The sequence below is a fragment of the Streptococcus sp. 2021WUSS109 genome, assembly GCF_044427305.1.
Lineage (GTDB): Bacteria > Bacillota > Bacilli > Lactobacillales > Streptococcaceae > Streptococcus > Streptococcus suis.
Genome location: NZ_JAOTGF010000014.1, coordinates 1 through 25,901 on the forward strand (window position 1 = coordinate 1; position 25,901 = coordinate 25,901).

General features: G+C 41.6%; 23 protein-coding genes. 5 read left to right on the plus strand and 18 right to left on the minus strand.

All coding sequences use genetic code 11. The features are described 5' to 3' along the window. Nucleotides 1-404: 404 nt before the first annotated feature. Complete coding sequence (locus ODU37_RS06760) at nt 405-1,949, minus strand: peptide chain release factor 3 (RefSeq protein WP_002935863.1); 1,545 nt, start codon at nt 1,947-1,949, stop codon at nt 405-407. A gap of 236 nt (nt 1,950-2,185) precedes the next feature. Between ODU37_RS06760 and ODU37_RS06765 the strand changes: the two genes are divergently transcribed. Beyond that, nucleotides 2,186-4,522 (plus strand): cation-translocating P-type ATPase, encoded by a 2,337-nt coding sequence (locus ODU37_RS06765; RefSeq protein ID WP_044758250.1) that lies wholly within the window; start codon nt 2,186-2,188, stop codon nt 4,520-4,522. Nucleotides 4,523-4,552: 30 nt separating this feature from the next. On the opposite strand, the gene ODU37_RS06770 is transcribed toward ODU37_RS06765, so the two are convergent. The 12 genes from ODU37_RS06770 to yycF all read right to left on the minus strand — a co-directional run bounded on the left by ODU37_RS06770 (nt 4,553) and on the right by yycF (nt 17,192). Beyond that, nucleotides 4,553-5,251, minus strand: coding sequence for a TIGR02206 family membrane protein (locus ODU37_RS06770; protein ID WP_044758251.1), 699 nt, complete (start codon nt 5,249-5,251; stop codon nt 4,553-4,555). 160 nt (nt 5,252-5,411) lie between these two features. Further along, nucleotides 5,412-6,008 (minus strand): NAD(P)H-dependent oxidoreductase, encoded by a 597-nt coding sequence (locus ODU37_RS06775; protein ID WP_248020898.1) that lies wholly within the window; start codon nt 6,006-6,008, stop codon nt 5,412-5,414. Nucleotides 6,009-6,308: 300 nt separating this feature from the next. Next, entirely contained in the window at nt 6,309-6,641 is a 333-nt protein-coding gene (locus tag ODU37_RS06780) for a Crp/Fnr family transcriptional regulator (RefSeq protein ID WP_172013213.1), read from the minus strand. A gap of 11 nt (nt 6,642-6,652) precedes the next feature. Then, entirely contained in the window at nt 6,653-8,014 is a 1,362-nt protein-coding gene (gene murF, locus ODU37_RS06785; RefSeq protein WP_249562467.1) for a UDP-N-acetylmuramoyl-tripeptide--D-alanyl-D-alanine ligase, read from the minus strand. Between the two features lie 274 nt (nt 8,015-8,288). Then, nucleotides 8,289-8,669 (minus strand): OsmC family protein, encoded by a 381-nt coding sequence (locus ODU37_RS06790; RefSeq protein WP_249562466.1) that lies wholly within the window; start codon nt 8,667-8,669, stop codon nt 8,289-8,291. A gap of 103 nt (nt 8,670-8,772) precedes the next feature. After that, nucleotides 8,773-9,819, minus strand: a complete 1,047-nt coding sequence (locus ODU37_RS06795) for a D-alanine--D-alanine ligase (protein WP_012775216.1) — start codon at nt 9,817-9,819, stop codon at nt 8,773-8,775. A gap of 104 nt (nt 9,820-9,923) precedes the next feature. After that, complete coding sequence (gene recR / locus ODU37_RS06800) at nt 9,924-10,520, minus strand: recombination mediator RecR (RefSeq protein ID WP_105148280.1); 597 nt, start codon at nt 10,518-10,520, stop codon at nt 9,924-9,926. 8 nt (nt 10,521-10,528) lie between these two features. Beyond that, nucleotides 10,529-12,601: a penicillin-binding protein PBP2B gene (pbp2b, locus tag ODU37_RS06805; protein ID WP_249562465.1), complete on the minus strand. Its 2,073-nt coding sequence runs from the start codon at nt 12,599-12,601 to the stop codon at nt 10,529-10,531. Nucleotides 12,602-12,692: 91 nt separating this feature from the next. Further along, entirely contained in the window at nt 12,693-14,078 is a 1,386-nt protein-coding gene (gene vga(F) / locus ODU37_RS06810) for an ABC-F type ribosomal protection protein Vga(F) (RefSeq protein WP_014637680.1), read from the minus strand. A gap of 257 nt (nt 14,079-14,335) precedes the next feature. Further along, nucleotides 14,336-15,139 (minus strand): MBL fold metallo-hydrolase, encoded by an 804-nt coding sequence (locus tag ODU37_RS06815; RefSeq protein ID WP_014637679.1) that lies wholly within the window; start codon nt 15,137-15,139, stop codon nt 14,336-14,338. Nucleotides 15,140-15,145: 6 nt separating this feature from the next. Continuing rightward, nucleotides 15,146-16,495, minus strand: coding sequence for a cell wall metabolism sensor histidine kinase VicK (gene vicK / locus ODU37_RS06820; protein WP_024379730.1), 1,350 nt, complete (start codon nt 16,493-16,495; stop codon nt 15,146-15,148). Continuing rightward, nucleotides 16,488-17,192, minus strand: coding sequence for a response regulator YycF (gene yycF / locus ODU37_RS06825; protein WP_004298854.1), 705 nt, complete (start codon nt 17,190-17,192; stop codon nt 16,488-16,490). The genes vicK and yycF overlap by 8 nt, the downstream gene beginning before the upstream one ends. 193 nt (nt 17,193-17,385) lie before the next feature. On the opposite strand from yycF, the gene ODU37_RS06830 reads away from it, so the two are divergent. The 4 genes from ODU37_RS06830 to ODU37_RS06845 are packed head-to-tail and all read left to right on the plus strand — an operon-like array spanning nt 17,386 to nt 20,384. Further along, nucleotides 17,386-18,147, plus strand: a complete 762-nt coding sequence (locus ODU37_RS06830; RefSeq protein WP_002935839.1) for an amino acid ABC transporter ATP-binding protein — start codon at nt 17,386-17,388, stop codon at nt 18,145-18,147. A gap of 10 nt (nt 18,148-18,157) precedes the next feature. After that, the gene (locus ODU37_RS06835; RefSeq protein ID WP_249562464.1) at nt 18,158-18,997 is read left to right on the plus strand and encodes a transporter substrate-binding domain-containing protein; all 840 of its coding nucleotides are present in this window, start codon (nt 18,158-18,160) and stop codon (nt 18,995-18,997) included. Nucleotides 18,998-19,011: 14 nt separating this feature from the next. Next, a complete protein-coding gene (locus ODU37_RS06840; protein ID WP_004298848.1) occupies nt 19,012-19,710 on the plus strand; it encodes an amino acid ABC transporter permease in 699 nt (232 codons plus the stop codon). A gap of 14 nt (nt 19,711-19,724) precedes the next feature. Further along, on the plus strand, nt 19,725-20,384 hold the full coding sequence (locus tag ODU37_RS06845) for an amino acid ABC transporter permease (protein ID WP_249562463.1): 660 nt from the start codon (nt 19,725-19,727) through the stop codon (nt 20,382-20,384). Nucleotides 20,385-20,459: 75 nt separating this feature from the next. Here the strand turns inward: ODU37_RS06845 and thrS are convergent, their stop codons facing one another. The 5 genes from thrS to ODU37_RS06870 form a co-directional block, all read right to left on the minus strand. Next, a complete protein-coding gene (gene thrS / locus ODU37_RS06850; protein WP_249562462.1) occupies nt 20,460-22,409 on the minus strand; it encodes a threonine--tRNA ligase in 1,950 nt (649 codons plus the stop codon). 150 nt (nt 22,410-22,559) lie between these two features. Beyond that, a complete protein-coding gene (locus ODU37_RS06855; protein ID WP_398580441.1) occupies nt 22,560-22,883 on the minus strand; it encodes a MazG-like protein in 324 nt (107 codons plus the stop codon). A gap of 268 nt (nt 22,884-23,151) precedes the next feature. Then, nucleotides 23,152-23,526, minus strand: a complete 375-nt coding sequence (locus ODU37_RS06860) for a hypothetical protein (protein ID WP_248020910.1) — start codon at nt 23,524-23,526, stop codon at nt 23,152-23,154. A 14-nt stretch (nt 23,527-23,540) separates the two neighbouring features. Continuing rightward, nucleotides 23,541-24,854: a glycosyltransferase family 4 protein gene (locus tag ODU37_RS06865; protein WP_044678512.1), complete on the minus strand. Its 1,314-nt coding sequence runs from the start codon at nt 24,852-24,854 to the stop codon at nt 23,541-23,543. After that, complete coding sequence (locus ODU37_RS06870; protein ID WP_014637671.1) at nt 24,855-25,853, minus strand: glycosyltransferase family 4 protein; 999 nt, start codon at nt 25,851-25,853, stop codon at nt 24,855-24,857. Nucleotides 25,854-25,901 lie beyond the last annotated feature (48 nt).

Consider the following 25,901-nt stretch of genomic DNA (forward strand, 5'->3'; position numbering starts at 1 on the left):
GAAACCAAATTGACCGCGATTGTAGTCTGGATTTTCTTTGTGTAACATAGCGATTCTCCCTCTGCTTATTAGCTAGTATTCCTATCTCTATTATACTACTTTACATATGAAAAAGCCGTTAGAAATATAATTCTAACGACTTTGTCTTCATTCTGAGCTGGGCAAGACATCTATGATGTCTTGCCCAGCTTCATGTATTCTATCATATCCTTTTATAGTTATCTTTATCAAGGTAAACTGACTACCGTCAGTTCCTATTCCCAACTAGAAAAGGTCCACTGGACTTCGACGCAGTAGGCGTCAACAAATCACTCTTCGCATTGCTCGAGTTCTTTGGACGCCCTTGCGAGGGAAAGACGACGAAATCAAATCAACTTTGTTGATTACTGATTTCTGTCTTTCCGCTACATCTTCTCTTCCAACTCCACATCAGGATATTTGTCCGCGAACCAGCGGAGGGCGAAGTCGTTTTCAAAAAGGAAAACTGGTTGGTCAAAGCGGTCTTTGGCTAGGATGTTGCGGCTTGATGACATGCGTTCATCCAGGTCTTCTGGCTTAATCCAACGGACAGTCTTTTTACCCATTGGGGTCATGACTACCTCAGCATTATACTCGCCTTCCATGCGGTGTTTGAAAACTTCAAACTGGAGCTGACCAACGGCACCCAGCATATACTCGCCTGTCTGGTAGTTCTTGTAGAGCTGGATAGCCCCTTCCTGTACCAGTTGCTCGATTCCCTTGTGGAAGGATTTTTGTTTCATAACGTTTTTAGCAGAAACTTTCATGAAAATTTCAGGGGTAAAGGTCGGTAGCGGCTCAAATTCAAACTTGTTCTTACCTACGGTCAAGGTATCTCCTACCTGATAGGTCCCTGTATCGTAAACCCCGATAATGTCACCCGCTACTGCATTTTCCACATTCTCACGAGATTCTGCCATGAACTGGGTCACGTTGGACAACTTAGCTCCCTTGCCTGTACGAGGCAGGTTGACCGCCATACCACGTTCAAATTCGCCTGAAACCACACGGACAAAGGCGATGCGGTCACGGTGACGAGGGTCCATGTTGGCTTGGATTTTGAAAACAAAACCTGAAAAATCTTTGTTGAGCGGGTCAATGACATCCCCTGTCGTTGTCTTGTGACCATGTGGCTCTGGAGCAAATTCCAAGAAGGTATCCAGGAAAGTCTGTACACCAAAGTTTGTCAGGGCTGAGCCGAAGAAAACAGGTGTCAAATCGCCGTCCAAAATTGCCTGTTCTGAAAATTCATTCCCAGCTTCCGCCAAAAGTTCAATATCATCCAGAACTTGTGCATAAAAGGGGTTAGAACCAAAGAGCTTATCACCCTCGTCCAAGCTTGCAAAACGCTCATCACCTCGATAGAGTTCTAAACGTTTGTTATGGAGGTCATAGAGACCCTCGAAAGATTTCCCCATACCGATTGGCCAGTTCATCGGATAGCTGGCAATGCCCAAGACTTCTTCCAACTCCTGCAACAAATCAAGTGGCTCACGACCGTCACGGTCCAACTTGTTGATAAAGGTGAAAACAGGGATGTTGCGGTGCTTAACAACCTCAAAGAGCTTTTTGGTCTGAGCCTCGATACCCTTGGCAGAGTCCACCACCATGACAGCCGCATCGACCGCCATCAAGGTCCGATAAGTGTCTTCTGAGAAGTCCTCGTGCCCTGGTGTATCTAGGATATTGACCCGCTTGCCTGCATAGTCAAACTGCATGACAGATGAGGTAACAGAGATACCACGTTGTTTCTCAATATCCATCCAGTCCGATTTGGCAAAGTTACCAGTCTTTTTCCCCTTGACCGTACCTGCTTCACGAATCTCACCCCCAAAGTAGAGCAACTGCTCGGTAATAGTGGTCTTACCCGCGTCCGGGTGAGAGATAATCGCAAAGGTGCGGCGTTTCTTGATTTCTTCTTGTAGTGACATAATGTTTCCTTTTCATTTTTTGTATTTTGATTCATAGCAGAGCTGAGCTCTTATCCTATTCGATTTACATTGGATTCATCCTTATTCTTTACTAGACAACTCTCTTATTATATCGGAAATAAGGGAATTTTTCAAACTATTGAAGAATAGGTCTACAGACCTATACTGTTGTATTATAAATATGTTACAATAAGTATGAGATGTATTCTATATACTAGAAAAAGAAAGATAAAATAATGAACAAACAAATAAAAGGTTTATCAACCAAGGAAGTACAAGAACGTATTCAAAACCAGCAAACCAATCATTTTAAGACAAAGACCAGTGCCAGTAATTGGGAAATCTTCAGACGAAATGTGTTTACATCTTTTAACGCACTCAATTTTGCCATTTTCTTAGCCTTACTAGCTGTACAGGCATGGTCCAACCTTTTCTTCTTCGGAGTTATTGTCCTCAACGCTGTTTCAGGAATGCTGACAGAATGGCGAGCACGACGAATGATTGACAAACTCAACCTGATGAACAAGGATTTTATCCGAGTTGTTCGTGACAGTGAGACAATCTCTCTTGCACCAGAAGATATTGTTTTAGATGATGTTCTCTTGCTGTCTGCTGGCGAACAAGTTCCTAGTGATGCTATTGTTTTAGAAGGTATAGCCGAGGCAAACGAGGCCATGTTAACCGGTGAAAGCGACTTGATTGTGAAAAATACTGGGGCTGAATTATTGTCTGGTAGCTATCTAGTTAGCGGACAGATTTATGCAAAAGTCATCCATGTTGGCGCAGAAAACTATGCCAATAAGCTCATGCTTGAGGCGAAAACTCACAAACCTATCGTCTCTCGTATTCTTTACAATATGGATAAAATTGCTAAATTTACAGGAAAAATTATCATTCCATTCGGACTTGCTCTTTTTCTAGAAGCCTTTTTCATCAAACTTCTTCCCTTAAAAGACTCAGTTATTACCAGCTCTACTGCCCTACTAGGTATGTTACCAAAGGGAATTGCTCTGCTGACCATCACTTCTCTCTTAACTGCCGTTATCAAACTGGGAATGAAAAATGTCCTCGTACAAGAAATGTATTCCGTCGAAACACTTGCCCGAGTTGATGTTCTTTGTTTGGATAAGACTGGAACGATTACTCAGGGGAAAATGACCGTCGAAAACTTGCTCCCCTTAACCGACCATTATTCACTTGACACTATCCAACAGATACTCGCTACCTATATCCAGACAAGTGAGGATACTAATTCAACAGCTCAGGCCATTCGAAAAGAATATGGTGATTTAGAGCACCACTATAAAGCTAGTCACATCATCCCATTTTCTAGTGATAGAAAATGGGGGGCAATGACAATCGAAAACATTGGTCGCATTTTTCTAGGGGCACCAGAAATGTTACTAACACAAAATCCTCCTTCTGTTTCTGAGGCACAGGTTCGTGGTTCCCGTGTCCTGATTCTTGCGCTTAGCCAACAGTCCCTTCCTTCTTCTCAAAATCAGCTACCTGAGAATATTGAACCTCTAGCTCTATTAGAAATTGCCGACCCAATCCGAGAAGACGCCGCAGAAACACTGGCCTATCTTCGCTCGCAAGAAGTGACACTAAAAATAATCTCTGGCGACAATCCTGTGACGGTCTCACACATTGCTAAGGAAGCTGGATTTGCTGACTACGATAGCTATATCGATTGTTCCAAAGTAGACGACGAAGAACTAATTGCCAGAGCTGAAACAACCGCCATTTTTGGTCGCGTATCCCCACATCAGAAAAAATTGCTCATCCAAACTCTCAAAGCACAGGGACATACTACTGCAATGACCGGTGATGGCGTCAATGATATTCTTGCACTACGCGAAGCTGATTGTTCCATTGTTATGGCAGAAGGTGATCCCGCTACCAGACAAATCGCCAATCTAGTCCTCCTAGATTCTGAATTTCGCGATATTCCTGAGATTCTCTTTGAGGGACGACGCGTTGTTAACAACATCTCCCACATTGCTCCCATCTTTCTTATCAAAACAATCTACTCTTTCTTACTTGGCCTTATCTGTATCGCTAGTATTGCCCTAGGTAAAGCAGAATATTTGTTAGTTTTCCCATTTATTCAAGTACAAATGACCCTCATTGGTCAATTTGTCGAAGGTTTTCCTCCTTTTATCCTAACTTTTGAACGAAATATCCGCCCCGTAGAAAAACATTTTCTCAGAAAATCTCTTCTCTTAGCCCTACCAAATGCTCTCATGGTTGTTCTCAGTGTCCTTATTTTCCATTTAATGCAAGTATTTGGATACTTAAACTTGCATGACATGCAAACCCTCTCTTATTATGTTCTTGGTTCAACAGGTCTACTGGCTGTCATTCGTGCCTGTTTGCCACTGACAAAAGCTCGACTGGCTCTTATTATTTATTCCGTTTTCGGTCTCTTCATCAGCTCCCATTTCCTACATGGTCTGATTGAAATCCACCCCCTAAACAGTCACACATTGCCAATCTATTCTGGATTAATGCTCATTTTTATCCCTGTCTTTTTCTGGATTAGCTACAAACAAGGCACATTTAAAAACTAAAAATAAGACTTGAAAAACTAATTTCAAGTCTTATTTTTTCAATATATGCGAATTCATTTGTTTGCTTTCTTTTTTCAAATAGGCAATTAACATAGCTTGTATACTCAAAATAGAGAAGCAGAGTAGGCAAGTTACCAAGAAGAAATTCAAAGGAAGATTGGTACTGTTCACTAAAGGTGTCTGTCTCAAAAATCCGTAATTTCCACCAGTTAAAAGAGCTACTCCTAGAATCAGCATATTCATAATAAGCGTATATTTCACTACCTCTTTTCCCTTCAACATCTCCCCTTCTAAATCAGATAACAGGTACAACATACAATTAACCGTCAAGGCGTAGTGACCAATAACAAAAGTAAAGAAGGTAAGGTGTGGAAAAGCAAACGGGTCAAATACCGGATGAATAAAGGCTGAAAGCGAGCCAAAAAGACCCAGATAGGCAAAATAACGTTTCAAAGGTCCGGGCTTCGCCCAAAGAATAAAGAGCATGGCCAAGCGACAATGATAAAAAGGAAGACTCTCAGAAAGAGGAAAATCAGCCACAATATACCAAGTATAGAGGGAGACAATCTGTATAAATTGAAGCCACCAAAAAACAATATGAAACCATCTTTTTTGATAACAACGAAAACAAAGATGGAGCATGAAAAACCAAATAATCATGAGAAACAGATGTTCCAATACGTTCAGGTTCGGTGCTTCAGAAATCTGATTACTAAAAAAATCACTCATCTTATTAAATTCCTTTCTTTCCCCAGGAATCAGTATATCAACTTTTCGGTATTTTGACAAGACTTGCTAAAAAAGAGAGGTCTCACCTCTCTACTTTTCTATTGCTTCCACCACTTTTCCAAGAGTCATGGAGTTGGAGCCTTTGAAGAGGATTGACTTATCACTGTTGAATACGTTGATAAATCCGTTTTTCAATCTGCTCTAGCCAAGATTTTCTCTTTCTATCATCAACCATTTTTACCATGTTATAACTCATCCATTTCACATCTTTGTAACCTGTCTTCTGAAATGTTCCCTTGATTAACGCATTTTTGATGGCATTCCCATAAATTAGTTGATACAAAAATTTAGGGGTATTCATAGTTGTGATTATGGTGATAGTTTTTAGCTTCTCGTGACGTGCCTGCATACTATAGCCATTTGCTTTGTAGTCGTAAAATGCTCCTGGAAAAATAACTTTGTCAATGAAGCCTTTCATCATCGCTGGCATCAACTCCCACCAGATTGGAAAAATCAAGATGAGATGGTCTGATTCTCCGATATGCTTTGAATAGGCTTGGGCTTGTGGGTCCACCTGCTGATGTTTCACAAATCCGAGCAAATCTTCACTAGTCATCACAGGATTAAACTTTTCTGCATCTAAATCAATAACCTGCACTTGACTACCCGCCTTTTGAGCACTAGCTATACTGGCTTCTAAAATAGCGTGATTATATGATTTTTCATAGGGATGGTTATAGACAATTGTTGTTTTCATTGAAATTTCTCCTCTGTTTTTTTATTGTTCCTTGTTTATCATTCAAGGTACAACCAGTATATTACAATCTAAAAAGACCGACATTAACAAATGTTAAGTCAGTCGTTTTTTTATTCTAGAAAGTGATACAGGAGTTATTCCTAGATAAGAAGATAAATAAATATCTGGAACTCTCCATAACAGGTCAGATTTTTCTTGAACCAATTCTAAAAATCGTTGCTCAGGTGAGTTTTTTATTCGTGACAGAAAAAGATGGTTGTATTTAATCATTTTCTGACTTAAAAGTATTGTCAAAGAGTGCTAATACTCTGGGTGTTCTAGTAAAAATGTTTCAAATAGCTGCCGATTTAGGCAATAAACCACAGTATCTTCAATCGCTTGAAGACTGTAAATACTTTCTGTCTTCGTTAAAAAACTTTCAAGAGACGAAACCGAATCACCCTCAAAGAAAAACTGAATAGTGATGTCTTTTCCATCATGGTTATGCCACAGTCTCAACGCACCGGACTTTACAAGATAAATCATATGCGAGACTTGACCTTCATCTAAAAGATAGTCTTTTGCCTTTATTGCTTTATATATTAAATGTGGTTGAATATCTTCATGTTGAAACAATTCATCTAGGATTGACAATTCTATTTCTCCTATTTTTCTAACGCTTCCACCACTTTTCCAAGTTTCATAGAATTAGAGCCTTTAAAGAGGATTTGGTCCTCTTTCCCTAGACTTTCCCTAATCTGTTTTACCAGGTCTTCAAATTGGTCCTGCTCTGCATTTTTCCTAAAGAAATAGACTTTTCCAATTGGGAACATCTGACTAGCCAACTGAGCCAGACCTTCAATATCCTGACCGTAGAAAATAACGGTGTCTAGCACATCAGGCGACAGGCTCAGAATCATTTGATTGTGGAGATTGACGGACTGGCTACCCAGTTCTTTCATGTCTGCTAAAACGGCGATTTTCTTGCCGCCTTCATTGGCTGGAATACTAGAGAAGGTTTCCAAAATCAAGCGCATAGCCGTTGGGTTGGCGTTGTAGACATCGCTGAGAATATCTGCTCCATTTGCCGCCTTCTTCCACTCGGTGCGGTTGCGGGTCAAGTTAAGACTGGCTAGGGCTGACTTGATTGCCTCATCAGGCACACCCAAGGTCTTGCCCACATAGCTTGCTACCATAGCATTGGTGGCATTGTACTTGCCCGTTACTGGGAGAAAAATGTCGCCGTCCATAAAGTTGACGGTGAAGGTCAGGCTATCTTTTGACTCGACCAGACTGGTCACCTGCAAATCAGCCTGCTCACCGAAGCGAATGAGTTCTACATGGTTCGGCAAGAGCTTATCCGCAATCGGATCTGCTGGGATCAGAAGCTTACTACCAGCTGTCATTCCATCCGCAATCTGTAACTTCCCTTTGGCAATTTCTTCTCGTGAACCAAAAAATTCCAGATGGGCTTCTCCAAAAAGGGTAATAACTGATAGACTTGGTTTGGCAATTTCAGACAGGAGATGGATGTCGCCCAAGTGGTCTTGGCCCATTTCCAATACCAGTTTTTCTGTATCGTCAGGCATATGGAGGACGGTGTAAGGCAGACCAATTTCGTTGTTGTAGTTGCCTTGTGTCTTGTAAGTCTTGTAAGTCGTCGCTAGAACATCGTGAATCATGTCCTTGGTGGTGGTTTTACCGTTTGAGCCTGTCACAGCAATGACTTCTACCCCTGTTTTCTCTAGGTAGTAGGCCGCTAATTGTTGAAGCGCATCCAAGCAGTCATCTACTAGGATGTGGGGAACATCAAGGCTGACTTCCGAAAGGGTTACTGCGCAGCCATTTTCAAAAGCAACAGGAATAAAGTCATGACCGTCACGCGCACCCTTGAGGGGAACAAAGAGGTCGCCAGTTGTGACGAGTCGGCTATCGAACTCGACCTTGTTGAGTGCTGTATCGAGATAAAGACTAATATCATTTTTTGCGCCCAAGACCTGAGCGACTTCGTGTAGGGTTAATTTCATTGTTTTCTCCAATAAACTAGAGGCTGGGCACAAGCCCAGCACCGTTTCTCAAAGTTTGAGTCAACATCTCAGCGCAGTGGTTGATTGGCAGATTTGTTCGTGTATCACACTCCAAATCTGACCTAATCAACTGTGCGGGGGTGGGAAAACGAACTCTTCTATGAATGTTTGAGTTCTTTCCCGCTCCCATTATACCACTTTTTACCGAACTTGAGTGAGGACACCATCTTTCATCTCATAAACCTTGTCGCATTTCTTCAATTGCTAAAAACATCTACTCCACACTTTCTAAGACATAAAAACTTGTCTCAAACTTCAAGTCTTCCCTCAAAAGAGCTTTGACTTTACATTTCTTTTCCACATAGGCAAGAATCTCTTTCTGCTTTTGCGCTGAAACCGACTCTCCAATTCCAATCAACACTTCAAAACGCTGATTGTCCAAGCGACTCTCCACCTGAACAGGCATGGTTTTATTGCCTACTTGGCTGGCATAATAGCCCTGCACACACATGGTGATACAGGCAGCTAAGCCAATGTTCACAAGGCTTACGGGAGTTTCTCCCTTCTCCGTCACACCAAAAGTATGAACTGGTTCTCCATAACCTTGAGAAACTGCCTGAAACAGACCTTCCCCTTTTACTGTCGTTTGATACATAAACACCTCCACATACTTGAAACCATTCTATTCTTTTTTGCAAACCTTTGCAAGAATGTTAACTAGAAAAAGATTGGAAATTTTCCAATCCTTTTCATTCTCATTAAATCAAATGACTTTCGCGTTTTTCAAACATTTCCTTAGCCAAACGAACAAGCTCTTCAATCAAGTCTGGATAAGCTAGGCCCATATTATCCCAAAGGAGTGGATACATAGACCATTGGGTGAAACCTGGCATGGTATTGAGTTCGTTTAGGAAGATGTCGCCGTCTTCAGTCAGGAAGAAATCACAGCGAGAAAGTCCACAACCACCGATAGCACGGAAGGCCTTGGCAGCATTATCACGCATGATATCCATGATAGACTCATCAATCTTAGCTGGGATTTCCATGGTGATTTTGTTGTCGATGTATTTGGCATCGTAGTCATAAAAAGCAACGTCTTTGACTACTTCGCCAGGAAGTGTCGTTTTCACGTCAGCATTTCCCAAAAGACCGACCTCAATCTCACGCGCATTAACCCCCTGCTCAACGAGGACACGGCTATCATACTTGAAGGCCAGATCAAGTGCCTTACGCAAGCCAGCTAAATCCTCAGCTTTTGAGATACCGACACTTGACCCCATATTAGCTGGTTTTACAAAGACCGGATAAGTCAATTTTCCTTCAATCTCTGCAATCTTATCGTCGATATTTTCACCCTCGATAACTGCCACATAAGGTACTTGGGAGATTCCTGCTGATTCAAGTACGCGCTTGGTAGTGATTTTGTCCATAGCAACGCTTGAAGACAAGATATTAGTGCCAACATAAGGCATACGAAGCACTTCCAAGAAGCCTTGAATAGATCCGTCTTCTCCCATTGGGCCATGAAGAACAGGGAAAACAACCGCCTTTTCTTCATAAATATCGCTCGGACGGATTTTTTGCTCTTCAACAATCGTCGCGTTTGTCATGAGTTTTTCATCGGCAGACGGTGTTTGAGAAAACTCTTGCGTCTTAATAAAGTCCCCGGTCTGGCTAATGAAATAGGTTTTGACAAAAAATTTATCATAATTGATAGCACGCATGACGCTTTCGGCAGACAGAACAGATACCTCACGCTCTGCAGAACGCCCACCATATAGTAAAATCAAGGTTTCTTTTGACATATATTTTCCTTCCTGTATCAACGCTATTACTCTTAGTATAGCATAATTTAACAAATCATATCTATCCTATCTTAAAATTAGGAACGTATCTAACTACAGGGCAGCTATAGCTCTGTGCGGTTTTCAATAGCCCTCAACAGGGTCACTTCATCTGCATATTCAATATCACTGCCTACCGCTAAGCCACGAGCTAGTCGGGTTACTTTGATTCCCGCAGGTTTGAGGACACGTGAGATATACATAGATGTAGCCTCTCCATCTGCTGTTGCATTGGTCGCCACAATAACTTCTGTAACCTCATTATCCATCAGGCGAGTGAGGAGGGTTTTCAAATTAATATCATCTGGACCGATACCATTCATGGGAGAAATCAAGCCATGCAAGACATGATAAAGACCGTGGTATTCTTGAATATTTTCCAAAGCTGTAACATCTCGACTATCCTCTACAATCAAAATAGTAGATTGGTCTCGCGTTGAGTTCTGGCAAATGGCACAGGGGTCCTGATCTGTCAGATTACCACAAACGGAGCAATAAGATAGGTCTCGCTTAGCTGCCAATAAATTTTTAGCAAATTCATTAACGACATCATCCTCCATGCCAATAGTATAAAAAGCTAAACGGGTAGCCGTTTTTATACCGATACCTGGCAATTTAGAATAGCTATCAATTAACTTGGCAATAGGTGTAGGGTAAAGCATAAGCCTCCTTAATTCATTGGGTGAAGTGATTGATATAGATTGATAATTTCTTGAGTAATTGTATTAGTAGTTGTTGAACTTTGATTGGTCAAATTTGGTAGGACAACTGCTACCGCAATTTGAGGATTATCACTAGGCGCATAAGCAACAACGTTGGTATTGACCGCAGTAACCACATCACCAGAAGCTGTCGTTGTATAGGTTTCGGCTCTACCAGTCTTGGCACTGATGGTCACGGCCGCACCACGACCGATAGCACTACCTGTATTAAAGCGCCCACTACCATTGACAACTTGGTAGAAACCTTGACGAAGAAGAGACATATCCTCAGCGGAAATATTAACCTGATTCATCTCCTTACCAGATACGGTTTCAATTAATTCCCCCAAACCACCTTGGGCATTATTCCCATAAATTCCCTCAACGAGGTGTGGAGAAATCCGCGTTCCATTATTCGCAATGGTCGCTGCATACTGTGCCATCTGCATCGGTGTATAGTTATCAAACTGTCCAAAAGCATTGGTAATAAAATTGGCTGTCGAATACTCTTCCGGTAAAAATCCTGTAGATTCGAGTGGAAGGTCAATACCTGTTGACGCACCTAAACCATACTCTGCAAAAGTCGAACGAAGCTTAGTCATGGCATTTGTCAATGTATCGCCATCATTCAAATACATGTTAGCTGAGTAGGTCTGACCAAGTAGTCCCAAAGCAATCTTAACCATGTAGACGTTAGAAGAATATTCTAGAGCCTCTGTCGCATCAATATTAAAACTACCATAGGCCCACCAAGATGTAATTGGTGCTGAACCTGCAAAATAGATTGGTTCGTCTAACTGCACTTGATTGCCACTGATAACTCCATTTTCCCAGCCAGAGCTGATTGTCGCTCCTTTGACAATAGAACCTGGTGTAAAGACGCTTGTGATGGTGCCAAGAGCATCTTCGGTAATGGTACTTGAGCCTTTTTCGTGACTATATCCTGACATAGCAAGCACTGCACCTGTAGAAGGATTTAATGCAACTGCATAAACACCTTCTGAATAAAGTGCACTTCCTGTTGACAACTCACTCTCAAAATATTTTTTTAGAATCGCATTGACACCATCTTGAAAGGCCAAATCAATGGTTAGTTTAATATTGTTTCCTTGCTGACCCTCTTGGATGGTCTTAATACTCTCCACATTACCATTTCGGTCCAGATTGATTTCCTTTTTCTCACGTTGTCCTTGTAGGACTTCTTCATACTGCTTTTCGAGGTAGGCAGTTCCCACTCGGTCATTTGGCGAATAGCCTTTAGACAAATAATACTCTGCATCTTCGGCTGGCAAACCTGCCTGTTCACTTGTTACCGTTCCAATAACCGAACTCAAGGAGGTCGGTAGGATATTCCGCTGCCAGTTATTGGTCGTAGAAATACCTGGAAGTTGACTTTCATTGGCTACGATATGAGCAACCTGTTCAGCAGTTAGAGTATCTGTTACCAAATTAACAGTAGAGAAGTAAGTAGCTCCATTCATCTGCTTAAATAGCTCAATCGCCTTGCTATCTTGCTCAGAATATTGCAATGCTTCAGCAGGGATACTATCAACCGCATTAGAATAAATTGTCGATTCACTCAGGTAGTTGCCATCAGAATCGTATTTTTTATCTTCTGGCAAGGCCTCGACTACCTGACGATAAACTTCTTCATCTGCCAAATAATAATCAGCCTTGTCACGTTGAGTAATTGTTACGTCCGACACATTGACCCACTGCAAGAGTTTGTTAGCTACTTCTTTCATTTCCTGTGCAGACATCTTGTTGGAACGTGTGAAGGAGACAACCTGCTGAATCTCGTTTTCAACCAAAGGTTTTCCTTGCGCATCGTAAATCTGCCCACGGATAGAGCCATTGCTAATGATTTTCTGACTGGCAGTAGACAGCTTATTACTATAAAAATCATGATTGATAATCTGCATATCTGCCAGACGCAATATCAAAACTAGGAAAAGGAAAATCACGATAGAAAATAAAATATTTAAACGAAGGGAAATAAAATTCCCATCGTGTTCCAAAGGCTTGTTCTTTCTTTTTTTCACTTCAAAGACCTCATTCTAGAAATATCCTTCTTATTATACCACAGGCAAAAAATATTTTTTAGACAGAGCCTCCTTTTCAGAAAATATTTTCTTATGATTTCTTCACGAGACAAGCTTGCACTATCTCCCATTGACTGTGAACAGATGTTTCCACAAACTGTTGATCATGGGAAACCAAGAGGACACTTCCTTCATATTCCTTCAAGAATGTTTCCAAAGCTTCAATAGCTGCCATATCTAGAAAATTTGTCGGTTCATCTAATATCAAAAGATTTGCATCCGCCAACAATACCTTAGCTAAGGAGAGACGAACACGCTCACCACCAGACAGATTTGCTACCTTCTGCTGAGCCTTATCGTAAGAAAGTCCTAACATACCTAATAAATTGAGAATCGTCATCTTATCTTGAAGAGAGGTACAACTAACATTTTCAAAAGCAGTCTTTTCTTCATCAAGGTTTATCAAATCCTGTGCAAAATAAGCAATTTTTAACTTAGGATTATAATAGCCTGCCAATTCTTTCCTTAATAATTTTCGGACAAAACTGGTCTTTCCAGAACCATTCGCCCCCACTAAGGCTAACTTCTCTCCAAACGTCATCCCTATCTGAGGGAAATCAAATAGATACACTTCATCCACAAAAACTTGACCTGCTTGCAAAAGAAATAGTCTGTGTAAATCAGTATCTAAGGCCCCTTTTGATTCCATTTTAATATGAGCCTCCCTTCTGGGCTGACTAACCTTTTCCAACCTCTCAATCCTTTTCTCTAACTGTTTAGCAGACTTAGCCATTGACTTGGATTGACTATCATAGGAACCCATCATAGCACTGACTTTCCACTCAGACGATGAAACACCTTTCTTTCTCTTCCCCATCTTCTGAGCCTTGACCTGACGCTCTTTTTGGGCTTTTTTTAGTTGAGCGACTTTTTTCTGATAGGCTTCATAGGCCTCCTGCTGCCCTTCTCGCCTAGCCCGGCGACTTTCTACAAACGCCTCATAATTCCCTGTATAGACCTGAATACTTCCTTCTTCTAAATGCCAAATGTGACTGGCTATTTGATTGAGAAAATGCCGATCATGACTAACAACTAGTAGACTACCTCGATAGCGTTTGATTTGTTTGATTAGCTTTTCCTGGTGTTCTTGGTCTAGATTAGCTGTCGGCTCATCCAGGATTAACAACTGCGGTCTTTGGGCAAAAGCCTCTTGAATAGACTTCCAAACCTGTTCCCCACCTGAAAGCGAGCTCCTTTCCTGTAACTGGGGTACATAGGCCCAGTCTGCTTTTACCTCAATTTGACCGACAAAATCCCTATCCAGTCCTAGTAAGATTTTCAAAAAAGTAGACTTGCCAACACCATTATTTCCAACCAAACCAACCTTTTGACCAGCTTGAAGGCTCAACTGCTGGATTGTAAACAAACTACGTCCCGCAAATTCCTTCTCTAATTGAATACATTTTATCATTTCCATATAGACCTCTTTTCTTCACAAAAAGGGCTTCTATTCTTCAAAAAATGACACAAGAAAAAAGCCATGCAAAACATGACCTTTCCCTATGGAAAAAGTCACATGAATAGTAAGCCCTTATGAGCAGTCTTATCCCTTGTATTCTCGGTTAATATAACCTCACTACAATTTTTAAGAATGACTAATAAGTAGCTTAATTATTCATGTAACTTCACCTCACGTATTTTATATATTTATTCTAAACAAGTTCAATGAATTTGTCAAATCTTGGTCAAGGGAGTCGCTGTATCTGGCGATGTGTCATAGACTTGGAAATCCACTCCAACTCCTAAATCAGCCTGAGTCAATTGATTAACCATGGTCATGTGAGCCAATTCCTTGATATTGTTTTCCTTTGACAAATGCCCTAGGTAAATCTTTTTTGTCCGATTTCCCAACGAGCGAATCATGGCGTCAGCACCGTCTTCGTTACAAAGGTGGCCCTTATCTGACAAAATCCGTTGCTTCAAATTCCATGAATATGAACCTGAGCGCAAAATTTCAATATCATGGTTCGATTCAATCAAATAAGCATCGGCATTTTCTACAATTCCAACCATGCGGTCACTGACATAGCCTGTATCCGTCAACATAACAAAGGATTTGTCATCCTTCATAAAACGGTAAAATTGCGGACAGGCCGCATCATGACTGACACCAAATGACTCAATATCTAGGTCGCCAAAAGTCTTCATAGCACCCAATTCGAAGATATGTTTTTGAGCCACATCAATCTTGCCCAATTTGCTCTCCATAGCCTGCCAGGTCAATTCATTGGCATAAATATCCATCCCATACTTACGTGCTAAAACACCGATACCATGGATGTGATCGCTATGTTCATGCGTTACCAGGATAGCATCAATATCCTCAGGCTTTCGATCAATTTCCGCCAAAAGACTGGTAATCTTTTTCCCTGATAAGCCAGCATCCACTAAGATTTTCTTTTTATCTGTTTCTAGGAAAAAACAATTCCCGCTGGACCCCGAAGCTAAAATACTATAATTAAAACCTTTTCCGATCATATTCTCCTATTCTTCCTCATCTGAATCATCCCACTCATCTAGTGCGATGTCCTTGCTGTACGGCAAGACAATTGTAAACGTTGAGCCATGACCATATTCGCTTTTAGCCCATATAAAGCCCTTATGTTGTTTTACTATCTCTTTTGCAATAGCTAAACCAAGACCTGTACCGCCTTGAGCACGAGATCGTGCCTTGTCCACGCGATAGAATCGATCAAAAATTCTAGGTAAATCTGCTTTCGGAATCCCCAGACCTTCGTCTGATACGGATACAATCAACTGGCTATCTGTGGTCTTCATGCTGAAGGTAATTGTCCCGCCATCTGGCGAATATTTAATCGCATTATTTAAGATATTATCCAAAACCTGAGTCATCTTATCTGTATCAATCTCAACCCAAATAGGACTGATTTGATAGTCACGAACAATCGTATAGACCTTATCAGAATCAGCATTTTTCATTTGGTCAAAACGGTTAAGAATAAAGGTCACAAAAGCAGTAAAGTTTATCAGTTCAACATCTATCTGACCAACTTGATTATCAATACGCGATAAGCTTAGGAGGTCTGTAATCATCCGCATCATGCGGTTGGTCTCATCTAAGGATACCTTAACAAAACTCGGTGCAACAGACTCCGTCAGCGCTCCCTCATCCAGAGCCTCTAGATAGGATTTAACGGAAGTCAACGGCGTACGCAATTCATGACTCACATTTGACACAAACAGCCTACGTTCCCGTTCTTCCTTGGCCTGCTCAGTCATATCATGCAAGACGACAACCAAGCCAGAAATCAGACCACTCTCACTACGAATCGTGGCAAAATTAGCACGTAAAGTCAAAAATTCTTCATTTTCATTGGTGTGATCAATCACAATCTCGGGTGTCTGAGCCAGCAAATCTCTCAATGTATAACGGTCTGATAAATCTAAAACCTCGAGCAGGTGATACTGCTCCTGCTTTGGGTTAGATAACCCCAACTGTTTCTGGGCCATATCGTTAATCATGATGATCCGTCCGATACGGTCTGTAGCAATAACACCGTCACTCATATAGGACAGGATGGACGTCAGACGCGTCTTTTCTTGTTCTAAATTATCATGAGTTAAGCGGATGACCTCGGACAGATCATTAAGAGAATTAGCCATATCTGTGATTTCAGGACTTCCCCTCATGTCTAACACATCTGCATAATTCCCCTCAATTAAGGCATTGACTTTTTGATTGAGTTGTTTAATTTGCTTATTATCCCGATAGTTTTCAATCAAAAGGACCGTCAGAGCAATTAGAAAGCCAATCAAAATGACAACAAACCAAAATTCTGCCGTGGTCATTAAATAACGTAATTGATTAATCATTTCCTTTTATAAAATATCCCACTCCGCGACGAGTAAGAATGTATTCTGGTCTGCTTGGTGTATCTTCAATTTTCTCACGCAGACGACGAATCGTTACATCCACCGTGCGGACATCACCAAAGTAATCATAACCCCAAACTGTTTCCAATAGATGTTCTCGAGTCATAACCTGACCTAAGTGTTTGGCCAGATGGTGGAGCAATTCAAACTCACGATGGGTCAGCTCCAGCTCTTTGCCATGCTTCTTAGCGACAAACGCATCAGGTAAAATGACCAAATCGCCAATTACCAACTCTGGAGTTCCTGTTGACTCAATATTTGTCTGCGTTTCTGCCAATTCACTACGACGAAGAAGAGCCTTAACACGCGCCTGCAATTCACGATTAGAGAAGGGCTTGGTCACATAATCATCCGCCCCGATTTCAAGCCCGATAACCTTATCAAATTCGCTATCTTTAGCAGATAACATCAAGATTGGAACATTGCTGGTCTTACGAATCGTTCGAGCGACCTCTAGTCCGTCCAATTCTGGCAACATCAAGTCCAAAATGACAATGTCAGGAAACTCAGCCTCAAAGACTTCCAAGGCTTCACGTCCATCGAAAGCTGTCACAACTTCATATCCCTCACGCGTCATATTAAACTTAATAATATCTGAGATTGGTTTTTCATCATCTACAATTAATATTTTTTTCATTAGTATCTTACCTTTGCTTTATTTCTTCTATTATATCAAACTTACCTAAAAAATTCATATTTCAAAACCATCTGACATAGCTATGTCATATTTTGTAACATACAATACATTAAATTGTCAGAATTTACTTGACATTGTATATAGGCAGTGCTAAGATGGGAATACCTAAAAAGCACTATGCAAGGAGAATTTTATGGCTTTAGTAGAATTTAAAGATGTCAACAAATACTATGGCGACTACCACGCCCTACGCAATATCAACTTGGAATTCGAACCTGGACAGGTTGTCGTTCTCCTTGGACCTTCCGGATCCGGAAAATCTACTCTCATCCGCACGATTAACGGTTTAGAGGCAATTGATGAAGGAACGCTCATCGTCAACGGACATGATATTTCCTCTACTTCTATCAAAGAGCTCGTATCACTTCGCAAAGAAGTTGGCATGGTTTTCCAGCATTTTAACCTTTACCCACACAAAACTGTGTTAGAAAATGTTACTTTGGCACCTATTAAGGTTTTGGGAATCGATAAAGCTACGGCTGAAAAAACCGCTCAAAAGTATCTTGAGTTTGTTAACCTCTGGGATCGGAAGGATTCCTACCCTGCTATGCTATCCGGAGGCCAAAAACAACGTGTCGCCATCGCTCGTGGCTTGGCTATGAAACCTGAGCTTCTACTCTTCGATGAACCAACATCTGCCTTGGACCCAGAAACTATCGGCGATGTACTTGCAGTTATGCAAAAATTGGCACGTGACGGGATGAACATGATTGTTGTAACACACGAAATGGGCTTTGCCCGTGAAGTAGCTGATCGCATCATCTTCATGGCCGAGGGAGAAGTTTTAGTTGATACAACAGATGTGAATGGCTTCTTTGACAACCCGACAGAGCCTCGTGCCCAACAATTCCTCAGCAAGATTATCAACCACGAATCTGACAAAGTAAAACTCTAGGAGGCCGCCTATGACAGATAAGAAAATAAATCTCTTCTTGACCATCCGCCTCCTGATCATTAGTTGCCTAACCCTCTTTTTCATCCACCAACCTGTCGCTCAGACAGAAACACCTGCCGAACTCTCTACTAGCGATCAAGTTCAAGCCATCATCGATAGAGGCGTGCTCCGTGTCGGAGTGAAACAGGACGTCCCTAACTTTGGTTACAAGAACCCTGATACTGGTGAATTCGAGGGAATGGAGATTGACATTGCTCGCAAAATTGCAGAGGAATTGGGTGTAGAGATTGAATTTACCCCTGTTACGGCACAAACCCGAGGACCGCTCTTAGATAATGGTCAAGTCGATATGGTCATCGCTACCTTCACCATCACTGAGGAACGTAAACTCCTCTACAATTTCACAACTCCTTACTACACAGATGCCGTTGGCTTCTTGGTCAATAAGGATAGTGGAATTAAGACATTTACCGACCTAGATGGAAAGACAATCGGTGTGGCTCAAGGTTCCATTACACGTACCCTCATCTCTGAACTAGCAGACAAGTATGGCATTTCAGTAAACTTTGCTGAACTTGGTTCTTATCCAGAACTCTCTGTCTCGCTACGTGCTCACCGTACAGACGCATTTTCTGTAGACCAATCTATCCTTTCTGGGTATATCAGCTCGAAATCTGAACTCATGGACTTTAGCTTCTCAGCTTCTGACTATGGAATTGTTACTAAATTATCTAACAAAGACCTTAACGACTACTTAAATAGTCTCGTAGAAAAATGGACTGCCGATGGTAGCCTACAAAGCATCTATGATGCCAATGGCCTCAAACCAGTCACAGAAACTGACGAATAGAAAGGTGAAACAATATGACAGTTTTAACAACTAGTCCTTACGCTTGGGAGAATTGGGTCAGTTATTTCAAGGATTTCCCAACCTTTTTCCAAGGTTTTCTCTTTACCTTAGCCATTTCTGTCGGGGCCTTTATCATGGCCATGTTTTTAGGAATTGTCTTTGGTAGTCTCTCTTCCAGCAAAAATAAAGTTTTGAAAATCATCGCACGTGTCTATGTTGAATACTATCAAAATACACCGCTTTTGGTTCAGTTCATGATTGTTTATTATGGACTTCCACTGATTTCAAATTATGTTCTCATGCCGTCCATCTACTGGACAGCTGTTATCTGCGTCGGACTCTATCACGGTGCCTATATCGCAGAGGTCATTCGTGCAGGGATTGAGGCTGTGCCTACCGGGCAAACTGAAGCCGCACTCTCACAAGGATTTACCCAAGCTGAAACTATGCGGATTATCATTTTGCCACAGGCCATTCCGACCATTCTTCCACCTTTGACCAACCAAGTAGTAAACTTGATTAAGAATACGGCTACTGTTGCCATCATTTCTGGAGCTGATATTATGTTTATGACAAAATCTTGGTCTGCTATGAATGCCAACTACATCCCAGCCTTTGCTGGTGCTGCTTTCCTTTACTTCATCATGTGCTTCCCTGTTGCAAGCTGGGGACGTCGCATTGAAGAAAAGAATAAGTCAGCTTTTTCACACTAAAAGGAGGTTGAACAATGAATTATGTTTTAGAATTATTCAAACCTTCAACCTTCCAACTCTTATGGAGTGGTTTGAAGTTAACCCTTTATATCTCTAGCATTTCGGTGGTCCTATCAGTTCTCTTTGGCATGATTTTAGCCATCATGCGAAATGGAAAAAATCCAATTTTCAAGTGGATTGCAACTATCTATATCGAGTTTGTGCGAAATGTACCTAACTTGCTCTGGATTTTCACCGTCTTCTTAGTCTTCCAAATGAAGTCCACGCCAGCTGGTATTACAGCCTTTACTATTTTTACCACGGCAGCCATGGCCGAGATTATCCGTGGTGGTCTAAACGCCATCGGACCGGGCCAGACCGAAGCTGGCTTGTCACAGGGTTTTACCCCAGTGCAAATCATGGTCTATATCATCATGCCGCAGGCTATTCGCAAGATGTTGCCAGCTATCATCTCGCAGATTGTAACGGTCATCAAGGACACCAGTTTCCTCTACTCCGTTATCGCCCTGCAAGAGCTTTTCGGTGCCAGCCAAATCCTCATGGGACGCTACTTTGAGGCAGAACAAGTTTTTGCACTCTATCTCATGGTTGCTCTCATCTACTTTGTCATCAATTTCGCTATTTCAAGCCTGTCACGTTATGTAGCTAAGTCTTGGGCGAGCAGTATAGAATAAAATTTCTCCCAGCCAGTTGGTTGGGAGTTTTTTGCTGTCAAAAAAGAAGCCCTTTCGGACTCCTCCTTATAATTATTATTCAGTTTCAGCTGGACGTGACTTGCGAGCAATATCTGCTAGGATATGATCCACAAATTCTGCCACAGACTGAGTTTGTGTTGCCTTGCTTCCGTAGCGACGAACGTTGACAGCATTGTCTTCCATTTCCTTGTCACCGACGATGAGCTGGTATGGAATCTTGCTGGTCTGGCTCTGACGGATCTTGTATTGCATCTTCTCGTTACGCTCATCCACGTGTACGCGAACACCACGGTCTTGCAATTCTTTTGCAACTTTCCAAGCGTAATCCAAGTGAGCTTCCACAGAGATTGGAATCATAGTTACTTGGGTTGGAGCCAACCAAGTTGGGAAGGCACCCTTATAGGTTTCAATCAAGATAGCTGTGAAGCGTTCCATAGTTGAGATAACACCACGGTGAATCATAACCGGGCGGTGTTCTTCACCATCAGCACCAATATAGGTCAAACCAAAACGTTCTGGCAAGAGGAAGTCCAACTGAATGGTTGATAGAGTCTCCTCATTACCTAAGGCAGTTCTCACCTGGATATCCAATTTTGGACCGTAAAAGGCTGCTTCCCCCTCTGCCTCAAAATAGTCCACGCCCATTTCATCCATAGCACCCTTCAGCATACGCTGGGCATTTTCCCACATCTCATCGTTATCATAGTACTTCTCTTTGTCCTCTGGGTCACGATAAGACAGGCGGAAACGGTAGTCGTTTAGGTTGAAATCTGCGTATACATCGATAATCAACTGGAGAGCTTTTTTGAACTCTTCTTGGATTTGCTCAGGTGTCACGAAAATATGACCGTCGTTGAGAGTCATCTCACGTACACGTTGCAAACCAGTAAGAGCACCAGATTTCTCATAGCGGTGCATCATACCAAGCTCAGCGATACGCACAGGCAACTCACGGTAAGAACGCACATGGTTCTTATAGACTTGAATGTGGTGCGGACAGTTCATCGGACGAAGAACGAACTCTTCACCGTCACCCATGTCCATAGTCGGGAACATATCTTCTGAGTAGTGCTCCCAGTGACCTGAAGTCTTATAGAGTTCAACAGAAGCCAATGGTGGCGTATAAACATGCTGGTAACCTGAAGCCAACTCTTTATCTGTGATGTAGCGCTCCAAGGTACGACGGATGGTCGCTCCATTTGGCAACCAGAATGGCAAGCCTTGACCAACTTCTTGGCTGATCATGAAGAGATCCAATTCCTTACCAAGTTTACGGTGGTCACGCTCTTTGGCTTCCTCACGCATTTGAAGGTAAGCCTTAAGGTCTTTCTTGTCAAACCAAGCTGTACCATAAACACGTTGCATCATTGGATTTTCGCTCTTACCACGCCAGTATGCACCAGCCACATTGAGCAATTCAAAAATCTGGATACGTCCTGTTGACGGAACGTGTGGGCCACGGCAGAGGTCAACGTATTCACCCTGGGTATAAATGGTCAAACCACCCTCATCGTCAGAATGTTCTTGAATCAATTCCAGCTTATATGGATCATTCTTGAAAATCTCAAGAGCTTCTTCCTTGGTCACCTCACGGCGTTCTGAAGGGAAGTTTTCCTTGACAATCTTCATCATTTCTTCCTGAATGCGTGGCAGGTCTTCATTTGAAATCTGACCAGCTGCATTGTCCGTATCATAGTAGAAACCGTCCTGAATAGCTGGACCAACCCCCAACTTGATGTCTGGGAAAAGACGACGAGCCGCCTGGGCAAACAAGTGAGCTGCTGAGTGACGCAAGATGTCCAAGGCATCCTCATGGTCAGGCGTTACGATTTCAAGCGTACCATCCTCTTCAATGGCACGAGTAGTGTCAATCAATTTACCATTGAACTTACCTGCAAGAGCCTTTTTCGCCAAAGACTTACTGATGCTCTCTGCAATTTCAAAAGTTGTCACACCAGCCTGGTACTCACGAACAGCACCATCTGGGAAAGTAATTTTTAACATAATATAAGATATAAAGGGTGTTAAGCGGACACAGACAAAATAGGAAACAGAACGACGACGCAAGCGTCTAGTTCTCGTTTATCTTTTTGACCCAGTCCGTAGACCGTATTCAGCTCAACCAAATACGGAGACCCTAGTCCTTTCTATTTTTTATTTTTTAATCCCCAATAACTCTTCTTTTTGAGCTAAAAAGGTTTCCATTTCTTTTTGAATATCAATATCCAGGCGGTCAGCCAGTTCGATCAACCACCAGATATTTTCAGCCATTTTATGCTCCAAGGTATAAGGTGTTTCATCATAGTAACGCCTCTGCTTGGTCATAATCAGACGGTTCATGTTGCCAATATCATTGGTCAAAGCCAAGAGATCTTCCTCAATGGACCACTCTTTGTCGTGGTGCTTGACTTCCAACTCTCTGTAAGCCTTGCGAATGGCTAGGCAACGGTCAATCGTTTCTTGTGGAATGCTGGTCAACTTCATCTCCTTGTTTTGTCAAAAAAGAAAATACGACGCCCTCGCAAAAGGACGTCGCAACGTGGTTCCACCTTCATTCGCAGTCACGCAAAAAAGCCCGACTACCTTAGATTGGCGATAAGGGAACCACCCTTTTATGTTTGCATAAAATCATACCGAGTAGTGTCAATCCTATCCTCTATGTGCTTGCACCCACCGCACACTCTCTCAAAGATTTCCTAGAATTGATAAGTCTCTAAAAGCTATTATAACAGGATTTCCTGATTTTTCAAGGATTTTTCCTCATTTTCTTTCTTAGAGAAAATAGCAGAGCTCCTACCCCATTTCCAATCAGAGCACATAAGGTGTAGACAATCTGATAGAGAATAATCCATTCCTTAAAGAAAAAGATGGTTACAGGATAAAGCAGTAAAACCAAGGCAAGAAGGCTAGGAGAAAAGCCATTAAAAAATCCATAAAGAAGACCCGTTAGGAATAATACAATGGGAGTATAGAGCAATATATTCCCAACCACCAGCTCCTTAGAAAGCATGGTGTCACTAATCAGATGAAAGGCAATCAGATAAATATCTGCATACATGGATAGAACAATGAGAGTTGCCAAAACCAGATTCTTCCAACTCTCTTTCCGAAGCTTTTCCATTTGAAACCTCCAAATTATTCAAAGAAATTCCGGATTGATTTTACTTGTTCGACTGATTTTTTCAATATTTTTGCTGTCGTGTCTGTTGATTTAACTACTACTTTTTGCGGTAGGTAAATAGCCTCTTTTATCAATGCTTCTGCTACGCTATCTTGATTAGTATGTTCTTTTCTAAAATCATACGAAATCTTCAAATCTAGATAATATTCAAAAACCTTGCGCCCAAAATTCGTAGAAGAAATCTCATAGAGCTTCTTATCAAGCACATACGGATTCATTGGTGGTGTAGCAACAATCGCCTCAACGACGGCATCTGCCAACTCCTGTGCTCGAATGAAGAGAGTCCCAAACATCTTATCTGTTATAACGTTTTTTAAGTAGGGATTGCTATGTGCCAAAATAGGAGTTCCAGAAGCTAAGCTTTCTAAGAAAGTTAGTCCCTGTGTTTCACTGGTCGAAGCAGAAATAAAGAAATCCGCAGCTTTATAATAAAGTGCTGTATCACTTGGTGCAATCATTCCCGTCAACTGGACGTGTTCATCTAGATTAAGCTCCGCTATCATTTCCTGAAGATCATCTGTATAAGGTCCACCTCCGACAATGACCAACTTCACCTTTGGATTTTCCAGCAAAATTTTTGGCATTGCCTGAACGATTGCTTGGATATTCTTCTCGTGAGAAATCCTAGACAGACTTAACAACATCGTTTCATCACTAGCAATTCCTAGCTGTTCCCGCAACTCATCTGTTTCATCCTTGCCAATTTCTGGTCTATCAAACTTTGCCAAGTCAATTCCTGTCGGAATTACTCGTTTAGAAATCGGAACATTGTAACTCATTAAAAGATCTTCAACGATCTCACTAGGACAAATTACCCCATCCAAATCTTTTAAAAATGCCCGTACTAAATATTTAACCATCCCGGGACGAATAATCCTACCCTTGGCAATATAGTGTACGTAGTCTTCATACTGGGTGTGATAAGTATGTACCACCGGAATATCAAGTTCCTTGGCAATCATTTTCCCCAAAATCCCCAAAGAAAATTCTGTATGAGTATGAATAATATCTAGTTTATAGCGACTTGCAATTTTTAAGGCATCTGTAAAACCTGCGTAGGCCACTCGACGATCTTTAAAGGCAAAAAAAGGTACGCTAGGAATTCGGATAATGTCCCAATCTTCGTAGCGATTCACATCCTCATCTGTCGTCGTAAAAATAAATACCGTATGTCCTAATTTCTCCAACTCTGTCTTAAGAGTCCGAATCGAAGTCGCGACTCCTGAAACCTGTGGAAAATAGGTATCCGTAAACAATCCAATCCGCATTTACATCTCCAATACTTGTCGATAGGCATCCACCAATTGGTGGGAAACATTGTCAATCGAGCGACTAACCGCAACCTGGTAGCCCGCCTCACGTTTATCAACCTGCTTGTCTAAGATTTTCTGAATAGAATCGACAAAATCATCCACTGTATGTCCCAATTCGGCAACGTTTTCGTCAATCCAACCATCGTAAACTGGAATATCTCTTAGAACAACATGCTGATGACTAGCAAGAGCTTCCAGAACAACAATCCCTTCTGTTTCCTCATACGATGGGAAGAAAAAGGCATCCGCTCCGCTCATTGCACCTTGAAAAACAGCACCTTTAAAATAACCTGGAAACTCGACATTCGCTGGATGATCTCCCTCAACAATTTTTCTAATATATGACGGAATCAGCCACTTATTGATTGAACCGAGCCAAATGAAGCGGACATGCGGCATCTTTTCGGCTACCTTGACAAAGTCTTCAATTCCTTTACGTCGGAAGTAAAGTCCTGCACAGACAACAACTGGCTGACCTTCTTCAATTTTAAAATGCTCTCGAAAGATTGCTTCCTTACGTTCATCCTTCTTATATTTATCTAAATCAATACCATTCGAAACGGCTATAATTGGCGTTGTCACACCGTAAGACTGGATGAGTTTTTTTGAATACTCTGAAGGAGTGATGACAAAATCTGCCTTTTGATACATGCTTGCTAGATATTTCCCTACAAAAGGAGCTAGGGTATTCGAACCGATAAAGGAATTTTGAAAATCTTCCTTCGTGGAATGTCCATGCATGATTACCTTTTTTCCACTCCGTTTGGCTGCATGTAGCAATAACCAGGAGCGTGGACCATAGGTATTAATATGAATGACATCGTAATCTCCCAACAGGTCTGTCGTATAAGGAATGCCTGCCATATCTAGCGCTTCCATCTGGTGTTGAAGTGCCCGGCCAATTCCTGATTTCTCTAAAACTGTTTTACCTTCTAAATACAATAGTACTTTCATAATACCATTATAGCCCTTTTTTACATTTTTTCATATTTTAAACTGTAT